Origin of the sequence: Trueperella bialowiezensis, assembly GCF_900637955.1 — a bacterium.
Lineage (GTDB): Bacteria > Actinomycetota > Actinomycetes > Actinomycetales > Actinomycetaceae > Trueperella > Trueperella bialowiezensis.
This window is the reverse complement of record NZ_LR134476.1, coordinates 1,147,736-1,162,981: the sequence shown is the minus strand read 5'-3', so window position 1 is coordinate 1,162,981 and position 15,246 is coordinate 1,147,736. Positions and strand designations below refer to the sequence as shown.

The following is a 15,246-nucleotide window of genomic DNA, read 5'->3' as shown; positions in this document are numbered from 1 at the left end:
AAAACTGAGAATTTAAAAGTAAAGGAGTAATCATGACTCATCCACACCACGCCGAACATGGCGGTCATCCGGGCGCGGCTATCTCTGCCGTTCACGGCCACGACGACCCCGAATTCGTCGAGAAACTGAACCGCGAGCGCCCATACGTCATGTGGGCCGTGTTCGCCGGGGGCTCGTTCGCCGCCGACGACGCCGCCCAGATTGCAGCCGAGGTGGAAGCAGGCATCGCCAAGACCGGCGTGAAAGTGCGGGGCTTCTACGATCTGTCCGGATACCGGCACGACGCCGATCTCATGGCCTGGTTTATTGCCGACACTCCCGAAAAGCTTCAGGCCGCCTACCGCGTGATTGCGCGTGGCAAGCTTGGTGTGGAGCCGGTGTGGTCTGTCATCGCCCAGCACAAGCCGGCCGAGTTCAACAAGGCGCACCTGCCCGGCATGTTCGTCCACGAAGAAGCGCCGAAGTATGCCTCGGTTTATCCGTTCGTGCGCTCGTATGACTGGTATCTCATTGAGCCGTGGAAGCGTGCGGCGATCATGCGCAACCACGGGATGGCCGGCCGTGAATTTGGCGACCTCGTCACCTCTACGCTGGCGACCTTCGCGCTGTCGGATTACGAATGGGTGGTCTCGCTCGAAGGTGACGACCTCACCCGGATCGTTGATCTGCTCTACGCGTTCCGCAACACCGAAGCGCGCATGTACATCCGCCAAGATACGCCATTCTTCACCGGCGTCAAGTGCGAGCTGGCGGACTGGGCGCGCAAGCAAGCTCGCTAAACCCGGCCGTCGTCGCCGACACTCGGCGGCGATACCGTCAATGGGCAGGAAAGCAACCCGCTTACCTGCCCATTTGCGTATCATGCACCGAACATACTCACCCGTTAGTAAAACAACGCTGTTATACTGAAAGCGTACAGACAATACCCATGTCTGGGAGACGGCACCTGGGCAGATGGCACTGCTCGGCCGCAACATAAAAAGTTAACTTTTCTGGAGGACACACCATGCACGTTCAAGACAGGCGTCAGGCGCTCGTCGCGCCGATCATCGCCCTTGTGCTGACACTCTTGCTGAGCTTCGGTGGAATGATTTTCGCCAAACCGCCCGCACTGGCACAGACCAGCAATAAGGCTCGAGTTGAGCTCGACCTATCGAATAATTCGAATGAGGGCACTGCTGGCGTTGAGGTCGGCAAGCTTGCGTCATACAACGTGCAATGGACGTGCCAGGGCACGGACACCGGGTGTGACGACCTCGTGCTCACCGTCAAGATTCCCGGACTCGAACAGGCCAATAACACGGAAAAGAACGTACATTCTCTGTATGTCTCGCCCGATCGCGGGCCGACGGCCGCCCAACCGGTGGTGTCAGGTGACACGATCACCTGGAACATTGGCTCCGTGGACCCGGGCGCTACCGGCTCCGTTCAAATCCAAGTTGCGGCACAGAACCGCATGTGGCCAGCCGGCGAGGAGTTGTCGGTGAAGGCCACACTCACCTCCAGTGGTACGCAAAACCCGGAGATCACCGATGTTGCGACCACTCCGATCCTCGTTGCTGGAGAAATCGACGTCGCTAAGAAACGCCGTGGCCCCCAACCCTATCCAGGAGCCGAAGTCCGCTACGACATCGCCTACGGATACCACGGCAAAAAGCGCGAGTCGAGCGTCATTTTTGACGCGCCCAACGAGGTTGGTGTGCACGGCATTCTTGACACGAAAGTTGTTGACCAGCTCCCGGCTGAAGCCGAGTTCGTGGCAGCGTCCTCCGGTGGCGTCTACGATCCTGCCAGCCACACGGTGACGTGGACTCGCCCCGGCCTGCTCAGCCATGTGAACGACATGTGGGTGGACGTGCGCTATCCCGAGGACCAGGTCGTTGAATCCGGCACAGAGGTGACCAACACCGTCACCGCCACAGGCACCAAGCGCGGGGGCGTCCCCACTATCGCAACTGACACCGATGTCAGCACGTTCCGCGAGATCAACCCCCGGACTAACCAGCGCAAAGTGACGGTTAACAGGTACCGTACGACTGCCCGCGGCGCTCTCGCGCAATGGGAGCTCGAATGGTCCAATACAGGCAACGTGCCACTTGAACTCACCATTGAGGACGCCCTGCCCTGCCAGTACACGTCCCCAACAGACGGATCAACTGACTGCGCCACACCCGCACTCAAAGACATCCGCATTCACGGCAGCCGCCCGGCAACCGGGCCGACCACACTCGTCTACTACACGAACCTCGACCCAGACGGACGAACGCTCGAGCTTCAAGGATCCACGCGCGAACGGCGCCTTGAGGTTAGCGACGGCGAGTGGGTCACCAAACTCGTGTTCAAAACGATCATCAACCCTGGCGACTCCAGCCGCAACTGGACTGTGACCGGCGTCGTCGTCGACGATTTCCCCAGCGAAGCACCTACTGCCGTGACAGGAGCCGACGGGAAGACCACCTATGTGGCACCAGACGGCACGCCCTACCACTGGGCAACAAGTGCTTTCACTCAGGGAGTACCCGTCATTGAGAACACTGCCAACTATTCGTGGCGAATCGACCCCTCGCTCGGCATCACCGACGACGATCTTCCACTCGACGAAAACGGCAACCGCATCGCATCCAGCGGCACTGCCACATACACGGACTACGTACAGGTACGCGAACCTTACCCCACGTACGGCACGTGGAAGTCCATCGAATCAGAAGACGGCAAGCAGATCAAAGCTTCCCATCTGACTAGCCCAGAGAACGACAAGCTACAAGCTTTCAACCCAGGAGACGACATCACATTCCGAGTCGGCTTCTACACGGGCGAATCCGGCACGAACTTCTACCCCGTCATCGTTGACACCCTCCCAGAAGGCGTCAAGTTCAACGGAGTAGACACCGTCAAGTTTTCGAAGAACTGGCCGGCGACCCTGCCTGCCGACAAAATGAAAGTCGACGTGTCAACCGTTGAGATCAAAGGCAAGAAACACGAAGTCGTACGCTTCTCGTGGCCAAGCGATTCTGAGGGTGAATACTACGCTCCTCCAAAGCTCGGAAGCGCATCAAACAATCGGAGCACGGAAGCAACTTTCAGCTTCACGGCACGAGTCACGCCAGACACGCCCGCCACGGGCGCAGCCACTGTGGGCTACCACGAAAACAAGGTCGCGTTCTACGACGCCAAAGTGCCCAACTACGATACGTACCTTCATCCGCAACAGTGCTTGTGCTCCTGGGATCCTGATAATCCACACGAGAAAGACGAGCACGGCCTGTCCGGGCTTGTCGACGCGGCCGGGAATCCAGACAAGGAGCGTATCGGCTGCTACCAAACCGTGCCATTCACCGTGATCGGCGCCCCCGCCTTGCAGGGAAGCAACTGGGTGAAAGGCACCGACCAAAGCGACTTCCTCAAGCATCCGAACTTCGGCGCCGCCGACCTCTCTGAGCCCGCACAATTCCGCGCCGAAATCAAGAACACCGGCAACGTGGAAGCCAGCGGCCTGATCCTGTACGACATCCTGCCCTACCCAGGGGACTACTCAGTCGCCTCGAAAAACACGAAAGCCGACTTCCGGCATTCCGAATTCCGCGTACTCATGGACGGACCCGTCAAGTTCAGCCCGGACACTCCTGAACCTAAGTCGGTGCTCTACTCGACGTCGTCGAACCCGTGCCGCGGCGAAATCCTTTCCAAGGGTGGCACGCGCGAATCCGGTCCAGAAAACTGCTACGACCAGTGGATCCCTGAAGACGAGGTCACCAACTGGGCGACCGTTCGGTCCATCCGCGTGGAGTGGGACGACGAGACGAGGCTCAAGAACGGCGATGTGTGGAACATGGACATCGACGTCGTTGCGCCCTCTCAGCCCGTGTCTGGAGTTGCGTGGAACAACTACGCCGTGACCGGAAAGAACGCGCTCACTGATGCGCACTTGCTCGCAGCCGAGCCAGCCAAGGTTGGCTTGACGCTAGCGACGGATCCGAGCATCAGCAAGACAGTCGCAAAGTCTACTGTTGAGTCCGTTGACGGATATGAGGGCGTCGACCTTCTCGATCGCACCGACAGGTGGCAGGAAGGATCGAAGCTCGAATACACGATCACGGCCTCCAACGGCGGGCCTGGGCCTCTCACTCAAGTGAAAGTGAACGACCCGCTACCCGCCGGCGTGAACTTCCTTGCCGCACATGCCGACAACGGCAGCTACGATCCTGCGACTGGCATATGGACCCTGTCCGAGCAGACTCAACTGACTGATGAAGCGGGCAACAAGGCGTATTCGTTGCGTGAAGGAGCGAGCCTGCCCGCCGAACACGCCTCCCACACCGGCTACATCTATGAGACTGCGGCCGGAGATTTCCAGATTCATGCGGAAACAGGGGAACCCACCTCGGTTGTCATGAACCGCGACGATCTTGAACCTGTGATGACCGACAAGGGCATTCCGGGTGGATCTTCAGCAACCCTGAAGATTTACGGCGAAGTCGCAACCGATGTGACGCCCGGTTCCCCGATCTGTAATACGGCAGGCTATGCACCGGGTAGTCCGCAGGTCGACGCACACAGCCCAGACCAGCGTCCGAGCGCCGAGGCATGCTTCACGCCGGTGGAGCCAGATCCTGAGCCGACGCCAACGCCTACGTCGACTCCGACGCCAACGCCGACGCCTACACCTACACCGGAGCCGACTCCTGAGCCGAGTCCGGAACCGTCGCCGACTCCTGAGCCGAGTCCGGAACCGTCGCCGACTCCTGAGCCAACGTCGGAGCCAACTCCAACGCCGGAGCCGTCGCCCGAGCCTAGCCCGGAGTCAACACCCAGTGAGGATCCAACACCGGACCCGACGCCAACGCCTACGCCGTCGCCGGCACCGCAAAAGCCGCGGCTCCCATTGACTGGTGCTCAATCCGGGCCTCTACTGATCGGCGCACTTGGTGCGATTGCGCTCGGTGGCTTGTTGCTGGTGCGCAGACACCGCAGCATGAACTAGGAGCTTAGGTCTAGATCCGTCCCACGTTCCGGGGGTACACGTTGCCTTCCCGGGGTACCAGATCCGGCGATTTGTCTACCCCGAGAACGAAACAGGTACCCCCGGAACCCGTGTACGGGACCCCTTTTTCCGTAACACGTGAGCCCCTCGTGCGTTTCTGCTTATATAGCAATTCTGCCGGACTCGCGGGCCCCAAACCTCGCTATTTCTGCTTATATAGCAAGAACGCGCGGCTTTGATGCGTGTGCATGTGTAAGGGCGAGCGTGAAGATCACGCTCGCCCTTACACACTAGCCAGGTGGCCGAGTTGGTTACCTAGGTCAGTTACCAACCCGGCCCAGGTTGGTTAGGACAGGATGTGCATATCGTGCCATCCGTGGCCGACTTGGATGGGGTGTCCCCACCGGCTGTTGCCGAGGTTGCGGTAGAAGAACATCCGCCCATCGGTGCGTACTCCGAGTAGGTCACGGCGTCCATCACCATTCAAGTCACCTGGAATAGTAACGTGGGAGAACCCGGCCCACCCGTGGCCGACCTGGCCGGCACCAGAGAACGTGCCGTCCGCGTGGCCTCGGTAGGCGAACATGCGCCCATCATCCCGAATCCCAATCAGATCAGGGTTGCCATCACCAGTGAACTGACCAGGTGCAAGGATCATGGTTGTTCGACCCCAACCATGCCCAACCTGGCCACGGCCGTTGAGTCCGTTAGTTCGCACGTTGTAAGCAAACAACCGTCCATTATCAACCTGGCGTGCTACCAACACGTGGTCTGATCCGAAACGGCCAACATAGATGATGTTGTCCATCCCGTTCCAACCCCGACCAGCCTGCTTACCATAGGACAAGGCGCCGCCTCCATCGGAGTAGTAGTAATGCATAGTCCCATCACTGTGGCGGACCAACAAGTCAGAACGGTTATCACCATTCACATCCGGGATCGGAGTGATCGACGTGATCTGACCTTGATCACAGGCAACCACTCCAACACCGTAGATCCCGCCTTGGCCATTACCAGCATAGAAATGAACCCGGCCATCGGAATCAACCGACCACACGTCAGCAATCCCATCACCAGTGGCATCGCCAAGCACGCCACTAGCACGAGACCCAACCTTCAACCCATCAGCCACCACACACGACGGCACAGGCTCAGGCTCAGGCGCGGGAGTCAGTTCCGCGATCTCCTCATCGGTCATCGGCCGAGTGCGAGTTTCTTCAAACTCGACCTCGGTTTCGATCCACGCAGCCTCAGACGCGCTCCACGTCCAATCAGTCGTGGTCACGGTGCGGGTCTGATGCACGATGCGCTGTTCTAGGTCAGCCTCACCATCCACCCAGTCGCCATACTCAGTGACCACGTCGGGCTTGGGTGGTAGCGGTGCCTCGACAGTCCACTGGGCTATGACGTCCTCAGCGAGCTTGTAACCCTCAACAGCGCGAGCAGTCACATCCGTGACAGTGCCCGGGTTCATCTTGACCGTGCCCGAGACGACGTCGCCATCAACCAGGTACTCCACGCCTTCAACCGTTGGGATCACAATCCCACCAGCCTCAGCAGAATACTCAGGTTCAGCAACCTCGGAGACCACTACCGTCAGGGCATCGATCTCCTCGGCAGTCATCGGACGAATACGCGTCTGCGTGAACTCGAAGGTCACCTCGGCCCACGTGCCTTCGGCAGCACGCCAGGTCCAATCGATGTTCTTGACAGTACGAGTCTGGATTACAACGCGCTCAGCCTTATTGACTTCACCGTCAACCCACTCACCGTACTCAGTGACCGCTTCCGGCTTCGGTGGCAGCGGAGCCTTCACGCTCCACTGGGCCACGACGTCCTCAGTGAGCTTGTAACCCTCAACAGCGCGAGCAGTCACATCCGTGACAGTGCCAGGCAAGACCTCCACAGTCCCAGTGACGACCTCGCCACCAACCAGGTACTCAACGCCTTCAACTGTTGGGATCACAATCCCACCAGCCTCAGCAGAATACACAGGCTCAGCAACCTCAGAGACCACCACCGTCAGGGCGTCGATCTCCTCAGCCGTCATCGGACGAATACGCGTCTGTGTGAACTCGAAGACCATTTCGGCCCACTTACCTTCGGCAGCGCGCCAGGTCCAATCGATGTTCTTGACAGTACGAGCCTGATGCACGATGCGCTGATCTGCATCAGCTTCACCATCGACCCAGTCACCGTACTCGGTCACCGCTTCGGGCTTCGGTGGCAGCGGAACTTTCACAGTCCAGTCAACCACCACATCCTCAGCGATCGTGTAACCATCGACAGCGCGAGCAGTCACATCCGTGACCGTACCTGGCAAGACCTCCACAGTCCCAGACACGACCTCGCCACCGACCACGTACTCAACGCCCTCAACCGTTGGGATGACAATCCCACCAGCTTCAGCAGAGTACACAGGCTCAGCAACCTCAGAGACCACCACGGGCAGGATTTCACAGCCGTCATCGTCGACCTTGACGCCCTCCGCAGTGTCCGGGCACTTGTCTGCCCAGTTCGGAACGCCGTCGCCGTCGTCGTCGCCAACGTCCTTCCACTTCGCGTACACCGTCACGTCAGCCGTGATAGCCGTGTCGAAGTCGAAAGCGGTCGCAAACTCGGCGTCGGCGAACCAGCCCTCAAACTCGAACCCGTCAGCAACAGGAACGTCCGGCGTCGTAGCCTTCTGCCCATCAAGGACCAGCTGCACCGGCACCTGCTCGCCGCGTCCACCCATATCAAACATCACCTGATGCGAATAGGTGTTCGCAGAGAACACGATCAGGTTAAGACCGCTCGGGCTCACCCACGAAATACCCTTGGATTCATCCACGATGAAGAGCTTGCCGTCCCTGACCTCCGCATTCGCAGCCTCGCTCGCAGCCTCAGGATCGTACAAGTCACCGAGCCCATCCGTGATCAACTGTTTCGTCGACTTCACGGTCGGAAGGCCAAACAGACCCAGAGTCTCAAGCTCAAGACCCTCAGCGCTCGCCAACGGCCACAACTCATAGTTGATGTTAAGCCGTTCAAGCTTCTTGTTGTTTGACACGTCGAGAGCCGTGAGGTCGTCATTCAACCAAAGGGTCAGATACGTCAGCTCAGGATTCTTCGACACGTCAATGGCGCTGAGCTGATTACCTGACAGGTTCGCGATCTTCAGCTTCTTCGCCTTCGTGAGATCCACAGACGTCACATTATTGGTCTGAGCATACAGCTCCTCCAGATGTAGCCCTACGAAATTCAGTTCGGACAAGTAATTGTTCGACACGTCCAGAACTTCGAGGGCTCCGTTACGAGACAGATCAATCTTCTCAAGGTTGTTATTTCGTGCATACAGCCATTCGATGCCTTCACTGTGCTTGACATCAAGCGCCGTCAGCTTGTTGTTATGCACGTAAACGTAGATGAGATTGCCGAGACCTGACGTGTTGACCTCCGTCAACTGATTATCGTTAACGATCAGCCACCGCAAGTAACGATTCTTCGACACGTCCAACGTGGTCAAAGCGTTATCGTTCGCCCACAACCGTTCGAGCTCTTTGTTCGTCGACACGTCGAGTTCCGTCAGCTTGTTCTTCTGCACATTGAAGTAGTAGAGCTTCGGATTGTTCGACACGTCGATGCTCGTCAAATTGTTGTTCGGCACATACAGTCTTTCCAGCTTCGGATTCTCAGAAACGTCAAGCTCTGTCAGCTGATTGTTATCCGCGAAGATCCAAGACATCTTCGGAGAATTCGTGAGATCAAGCGACGTGAGCGCGTTATTCCTGACTCGGATTTCGCTCAACTCTGGCTTATCTGACACGTCCAGCGCCGTCAGCTTGTTGTTGTCTGCAAAAAGCTGCCTCAAATCCGGATTGTTACTGACGTCAATCTCTTCTACCTGGTTATTGTTCAGGTTCAGGAATCTCAACTTTTGATTAGCAGAAACATCAACCTCAGTCAGCTGATTACCCGACACATTCAGATTGGCGAGGTACGGGAAGTGCTCGATACCTTTCAGCGATGTCAGGCCGGCCTTCTCCAAGTTGATGTTCTTGACGGAATTGCGCTCCGAATCAGTGAGCTTGCCATCGTTATGCCAGTCGAATTCATCGGCAACGTACTTGCGGAGTACCGGATCTGGGAAGTTCACTTCATCGATCGGAAGCTGATTTTCAACAGGCTTCGGAGCCGGCTCCACAATGTTCAAAATGAACGTCGCAGGCAGCGGGACGTTCGGGTTATCATCTTCGATCGGATCAGCTGTAATCCGGAGAGTGATCACCTTATTATCCACAGCCTCGGTTGGCGTACCCGTGAGCTCACAACCACGAACGAAATCATTGCTCTGGACCGTCAAACCCTCAGGCAGACCATCGGCAACGCATTGGACGTTCCAAAAACCGCCGTAGCTGTGATCATCGGCAACCTTCTGCTTGATCTCTTTACCAACAGTTCCATTGACGACGTCGACGACGTTGCGCAGCTCCGGAGCCTTCGTGCAACCACGTTCGTCAACAGCCTTGTATGCCGAAGCCGGACATTCGTCCTTCCAGTTCGGCACGCCGTCGTTGTCGTCGTCGCCCATGTCTTTCCACTTGGCGTAAACCGTCACGTCACCCGTGACAGCCGCGTCGAAATCGAACGGCGTGGTCAACTCAGCGTCGGCATACCAGCCATCAAACTCGAAACCATCAGCGGCCGGAGCCTCCGGCGCGGCAACCTTCTGCCCATCAAGCACGAGCTGCACCGGCACCTGCTCGCCTTGACCGTTCATCTCGAAGGTCACCTGATGAGAGTAGGTGTTCGCCGAGTACACAGCCATGTAGACACCGCTCGGGCTCACCCAGTTAACGGACAGACCCTCGTCGTCAACGTAGAGCTTGCCGTCCTCGATCTTTCCGTTCAAGACCTTTTCGATCTTGTCCGGATCGAACAAATCGCCAAGCCGACTGGTATCCAACTGTTTCGTTGACTTCACGATCGGCAGGCCGAGCAGTTTGAGATTCTTGAGGTCAAGATCTTCAGCGCCTACCACCGGCCACAAATCATAGTTGATCTCGAGTTGTTGTATCTTCTTGTTGTTCGACAGGTCGAGATCTGTCAGCTTGTTTAACCAGACGGTGAGATGCGTCAGCTCAGGATTATTCGACACGTCAACGCCGGTCAGATGGTTCCCCGAAAGGTCCAGAATTTGCAGCTTCGGAGACTTCGTGAGGTCAATGGCCGTCAACGCGTTGCGATCCGCATACAACCTTTCCAGATGCTCGCCAACGAAATTCAATTCCGTTAAGTAGTTATTCGACGCACCCAGAATTTCGAGAGCAGTGTTATTGGACAGGTCGATATCTGCGATCTTGTTGTTTCGCATATGCAGCCACCTGACGTTTTCACTTTGCGTGATATCAAGCTCGGTCAGCTTGTTGTTATGTACGTAAACGTAGATAAGCTTTTCGAGCCCTGACGTGTTGACCTCCGTCAGCTGATTGTTCTCAACAAGCAGCCAGGTCAGGTTTTTATTCGTCGACACGTCAAGCGTGGTCAGAGCGTTATCGTTCGCCCACAACCGATCGAGATTCTCCAGATTCGACACGTTAAGACTCGTCAGCTTGTTCTTTTGCACATCCAAGTAGACAAGCTTCGGATTATTGGACACGTCAAGAGTCGTCAGATTGTTCTGCGGTACAAACAATCTTTCCAAATCAGGATTCTCGCTGAGATCAAGCTCGGACAGCTGGTTGTTGTGCAACGACATCCGATTGAGTTCCGGAGAATTCTTCACGTTCAACGAGGTCAGCCCGTTATTTTGCGCGTAAATCGAATACAGCTTCGGCAGATTCGACGCATCGAGCTCCTTGACCTGGTTATCCTCGAAAGAAACTGTTTCCAATCGCGGATTCTTGCTGATATCCAGCTCGGTTATCTGGTTTTGATCGAGCGTCAGGACTTGCAGGATCGGGTTCCACGAGACGTCAATCTCAGTCAACTCGTTGTTCTTCAGGTTCAACGTCCGCAGGTACTGGAAGTATTCAATACCCTTCGCTGATGTCACGCCCGAATCTGGCAGATGAATGAGTGCGCCCCAACGCTCCGATTCTTTGAGCGTGCCATCGTTGTTCTTGTCGAACTTTTCCGCAATATACTGCCGGAAAACAGAATCTGGGAAGTGCACCTCGTCAATCGGAATGTCCTGGGCAAACGGCCTTGGTTGCAACCTGGCCTGCACGTTCCATTCAACCACCACGCCGTCGGCGATCTCGTAACCGTCAACAGCACGAGCAGTCACGTTCGTGACCGTACCCGGAGCGACCTGGACCGTACCCGAGACGACCTCGCCGTTCACCAGGTACTCAACGCCTTCAACCGTTGGGATCACAATCCCGCCATCTTGGGCAGAATACACAGGCTCAGCAACTTCAGAGACGACGACGAGCACGATTTCGCAGCCATCACCATCAACTTGGACGCCTTCCGCGGTGTCCGGGCACTTGTCTGCCCAGTTCGCAACGCCGTCGCCGTCGTCGTCGCCCATGTCTTTCCACTTGGCGTACACCGTGACGTCACCAGTGACAGGGGCGGCGAAATCGAACGGCGTGGTGAATTCGGCGTCGGCATACCAGCCGTCGAATTCGAAGCCGTCCGCGGTCGGGGTGTCCGGTTCTGTAGCCGTTCCGCCTTCCTCCACGAGCTGCGCAAAAACCACCTCGCCGTGACCGTTCATCTCGAACGTCACCCCATACATAATGATTTTCGGCGCAACAATCCTCACGTGGATCGCTCTAGCGGTGACCCACCACACGTCGAATTCTCTATCGAGAAGGAAGAGCTTGCCGTTTTCGATTTTGCCGTTGTCCAGGCGAGTTGTCGACCTTGGATCAAAAAGTTCACCCAGATGCCCGGTATCAACCTCGCCCGTATCCTCCGCAATCGGAACTCCATGCAAGGTAACGAAAATGGGCTTTATATTCTCCCATCCTTGAACCGGCCACATGTGGTTGTCGAGTTCCAGACTGTACATGTTCACATTGTTCGACAGGTCCAAATTCTGCAGGTCAGGATTCCCCGATACGTTCAATTCCTTTAGATTCGGAAGAGCCGTCACGTCCAATTCGGTGAGCTGGTTATCCCACGCTTCAAGGACCACAAGCTTCGTATTCTGGGAGACGTCGAGTTCGGTGAGCTCGTTCCTATCCACCCGCAGTTTTTCAAGATTCGGGAAGTGCTCAATGCCCTTTGCCGAAGTCAATTCGTGCCACGTGAGTCTGAGTTCCGTGACGGCATTCCGCTCTGCTTCACTCAGCTGACCATCACCATCAAGATCGAGTTTGCTGGCAACATGTTCCCGGAATGCAGGATCCGGAAAGTTAGCTTCGTCAACCGCAATCGACGTATTTGTAGATTCAGTGTGCGACGCCGTTGTGGCGCCGTCGTCCACAGTGGCGGCGTGTACTGGGGACGTAAAGCCGACGCCGAGCAACGCTGCTGCGGCAAGTGCGGCTGTCACTGAGCGCGCTTGCTGGAATCGTCCTTTCCAGCCGCGCAAAAATGACGTATTCAACGCTTTTCCCTTCGAATAGTTTATGTAGTGCACGTGTAGCGAGTTAGGCAAGGCTTCCCTAACCCACGATCATGCTACTGCACTTCATAACCAAATCGGTAGGTTGTTTTAGCGGCAAAAGCGGCCGGAGCACAACCTGCTCCGGCCGCTTAGCCCTTATCAATCAAGATTCAGACTGGTACGCGCCTACAGCATGCACGACACGCAACCTTCAACCTCCGTGCCCTCAAGCGCAGCCTGGCGGATACGCATGTAGTACAGGCTCTTAATGCCCTTACGCCACGCGTAGATATAGTTCTTGTTCACGTCACGCGTGGTCACGGTGTTCGGGTAGAACAGCGTGAGCGACAGGCCTTGATCCACGTGCTGGGTCGCTACCGCATACGTGTCAATAATCTTCTCCGGACCGATCTCGTAGGCGTCCTGGAAGTATTCGAGGTTGTCGTTCGTCATGTAGGCGGCCGGGTAGTACACGCGCCCAAGCTTGCCCTCTTTCCGAATCTCGATCTTGGACACGATCGGGTGGATCGACGACGTCGAATGGTTAATGTACGAAATCGACCCGGTGGGCGGGATGGCCTGCAGGTTCTGGTTGTACATGCCGTGCTCCATCACCTGCGCCTTGAGCTCACGCCAGTCGTCCTGCGTTGGAATGTGAATGCCGTCGAACAGTTCGCGCACCCGGTCATGTTCCGGTTCCCACACCTGGTCGATGTACTTGTCGAAGTACACGCCAGAGGCGTAGTCCGACTTCTCGAAGTTGTAGAACGTCTCGCCGCGTTCCTTCGCGATCTCGTTCGACGTCTTAATCGCATGGTAGGCCACGGTGTAGAAGTACATGTTCGTAAAATCGAGCGCTTCAGGCGAGCCGTAGTAGATCCGCTCCCGGCCGAGGTAGCCGTGCAGGTTCATGGCGCCGAGCCCGATTGCATGCGAAAGATCATTGCCGCGCTTGATTGACGGCACCGACTCGATTGACGTTTGATCCGACACGGCCGTCAACGCGCGGATCGCCGTGCTGATCGTCTTCCCAAAATCGGGAGAATCCATCGCCTTCGCAATGTTCAGCGAGCCCAGGTTGCAGGAAATATCGCGGCCAACATGGTCGTAGGACAGATCGGCGTTGTAGGTGGACGGCGTCGACACCTGCAAAATCTCCGAGCACAAATTCGACATCGTAATCCGGCCGTCAATCGGATTCGCCCGGTTTACCGTGTCTTCATAAATAATGTACGGATAGCCAGATTCGAACTGGATCTCCGCCAGCGTTTGGAAGAACTGCCGAGCGTTGATCGTCGTCTTCTTAATCCGATCGTCGGCAACCATCTCGTCATACTTTTCCGTCACCGAGATTTCGGTGAACGGCACGCCGTAGACCCGTTCGACGTCGTAGGGCGAGAATAGGTGCATGTCCGCGTTATCGCGGGCCAGCTTGAACGTGACGTCAGGGATGACGACGCCGAGCGAGAGCGTCTTAATCCGGATCTTCTCATCCGCATTCTCCCGCTTCGTGTCAAGGAAACGCATGATGTCTGGGTGGTGGGCGTGCAGGTAGACGGCGCCTGCACCCTGGCGCGCACCGAGCTGGTTCGCATACGAGAAGGAATCTTCGAGCAGCTTCATGACCGGATTGACGCCGGAAGACTGGTTTTCGATCCGCTTAATCGGCGCACCCTGTTCGCGCAGGTTCGTCAGATTAAGAGCGACGCCGCCACCGCGCTTGGACAGTTGCAACGACGAATTGATTGCCCGCGCAATGGATTCCATGTTGTCTTCCACGCGCAGCAAGAAACAGGAGACGAGCTCGCCGCGAGCCTTCTTCCCCGCATTAAGGAATGTGGGCGTGGCAGGCTGGAAACGGCCCGTGATCATCTCTTCCATAAGATCCATGGCCATCTGCTCATCGCCACGCGCGAGGAACAGGGCCACCATGACCACGCGATCTTCAAACCGTTCGAGGTAGCGCTGACCGTCGAAAGTCTTGAGCGTGTACGACGTGTAGTACTTGAACGCCCCAAGGAATGTGGGGAAGCGGAAGTTATGGGCGTAGGCAGCCTGATACAGCGACTTAATGAAGTCGAACGAATACTGCGCGAGCACCTCCGGCTCGTAGTAGCCTTCCTCCACCAGATAGTCGAGCTTTTCCCGAAGGCTGGGGAACTCCATCGTGTTCTTGTTGACGTGCTGAAGGAAATACTGGCGTACAGCCTCCTTGTCGGCGTCGAACTGAATCTTGCCGTCGGCGTCGTACAAATTCAGCTGCGCGTTCAGCGAATGGTAGTCGAGCTCTGGCGGCAGGATGTCGCTACTCGTATCCGTCAAAGTCGTGTCCAAAATTCTTCCAATCCCTCACGAACCAGCTGCAGATCTCTGTCTGTGCCAAGCAGTTCGAACCTATACATATGTGGCACTTTTGTTTTTGCGGAGATGATGTCTCCGGCCAGGCAGTAGCCTTCGCCAAAATTCGTGTTACCCGCAGAGATCACGCCCCGAATGAACGAGCGGTTGTGCTCGTCGTTCAAAAACTTGATCACCTGCTTGGGTACGGCACCGCGAATGGTGCCACCCCCATAGGTGGGGGTAATCAGAACGTAGTCCCGATCAACGTGCAAAAACTCATCGGACGGGCGCAGCGGAATCCGATCGGCCGGAAAGCCCAGCTTTTCCACGAACCGATGCGTGTTGTTCGTGACCGACGAGAAGTAGACGACGTAAACCATGG

At 56.7% G+C, this 15,246-nt stretch carries 5 protein-coding genes; 2 read left to right on the top strand and 3 right to left on the bottom strand.

The genetic code is table 11. The features are described from left to right. Positions 1-32: 32 nt before the first annotated feature. Positions 33-779, top strand: a complete 747-nt coding sequence (gene hemQ / locus EL234_RS05405) for a hydrogen peroxide-dependent heme synthase (RefSeq protein WP_126416498.1) — start codon at positions 33-35, stop codon at positions 777-779. 227 nt (positions 780-1,006) lie between these two features. Next, the gene (locus tag EL234_RS05400) at positions 1,007-4,981 is read left to right on the top strand and encodes a DUF11 domain-containing protein (protein WP_126416497.1); all 3,975 of its coding nucleotides are present in this window, start codon (positions 1,007-1,009) and stop codon (positions 4,979-4,981) included. A 346-nt stretch (positions 4,982-5,327) separates the two neighbouring features. Here the strand turns inward: EL234_RS05400 and EL234_RS05395 are convergent, their stop codons facing one another. The 3 genes from EL234_RS05395 to nrdI all read right to left on the bottom strand — a co-directional run bounded on the left by EL234_RS05395 (position 5,328) and on the right by nrdI (position 15,244). Then, positions 5,328-12,524 carry an InlB B-repeat-containing protein gene (locus EL234_RS05395; RefSeq protein WP_126416496.1) on the bottom strand — a complete coding sequence of 2,399 codons (7,197 nt, stop codon included), beginning with the start codon at positions 12,522-12,524 and terminating at the stop codon, positions 5,328-5,330. A gap of 186 nt (positions 12,525-12,710) precedes the next feature. Continuing rightward, the gene (gene nrdE, locus EL234_RS05390; protein WP_126416495.1) at positions 12,711-14,858 is read right to left on the bottom strand and encodes a class 1b ribonucleoside-diphosphate reductase subunit alpha; all 2,148 of its coding nucleotides are present in this window, start codon (positions 14,856-14,858) and stop codon (positions 12,711-12,713) included. Then, the gene (nrdI, locus tag EL234_RS05385) at positions 14,843-15,244 is read right to left on the bottom strand and encodes a class Ib ribonucleoside-diphosphate reductase assembly flavoprotein NrdI (RefSeq protein ID WP_126416494.1); all 402 of its coding nucleotides are present in this window, start codon (positions 15,242-15,244) and stop codon (positions 14,843-14,845) included. The genes nrdE and nrdI overlap by 16 nt, the downstream gene beginning before the upstream one ends. Positions 15,245-15,246 lie beyond the last annotated feature (2 nt).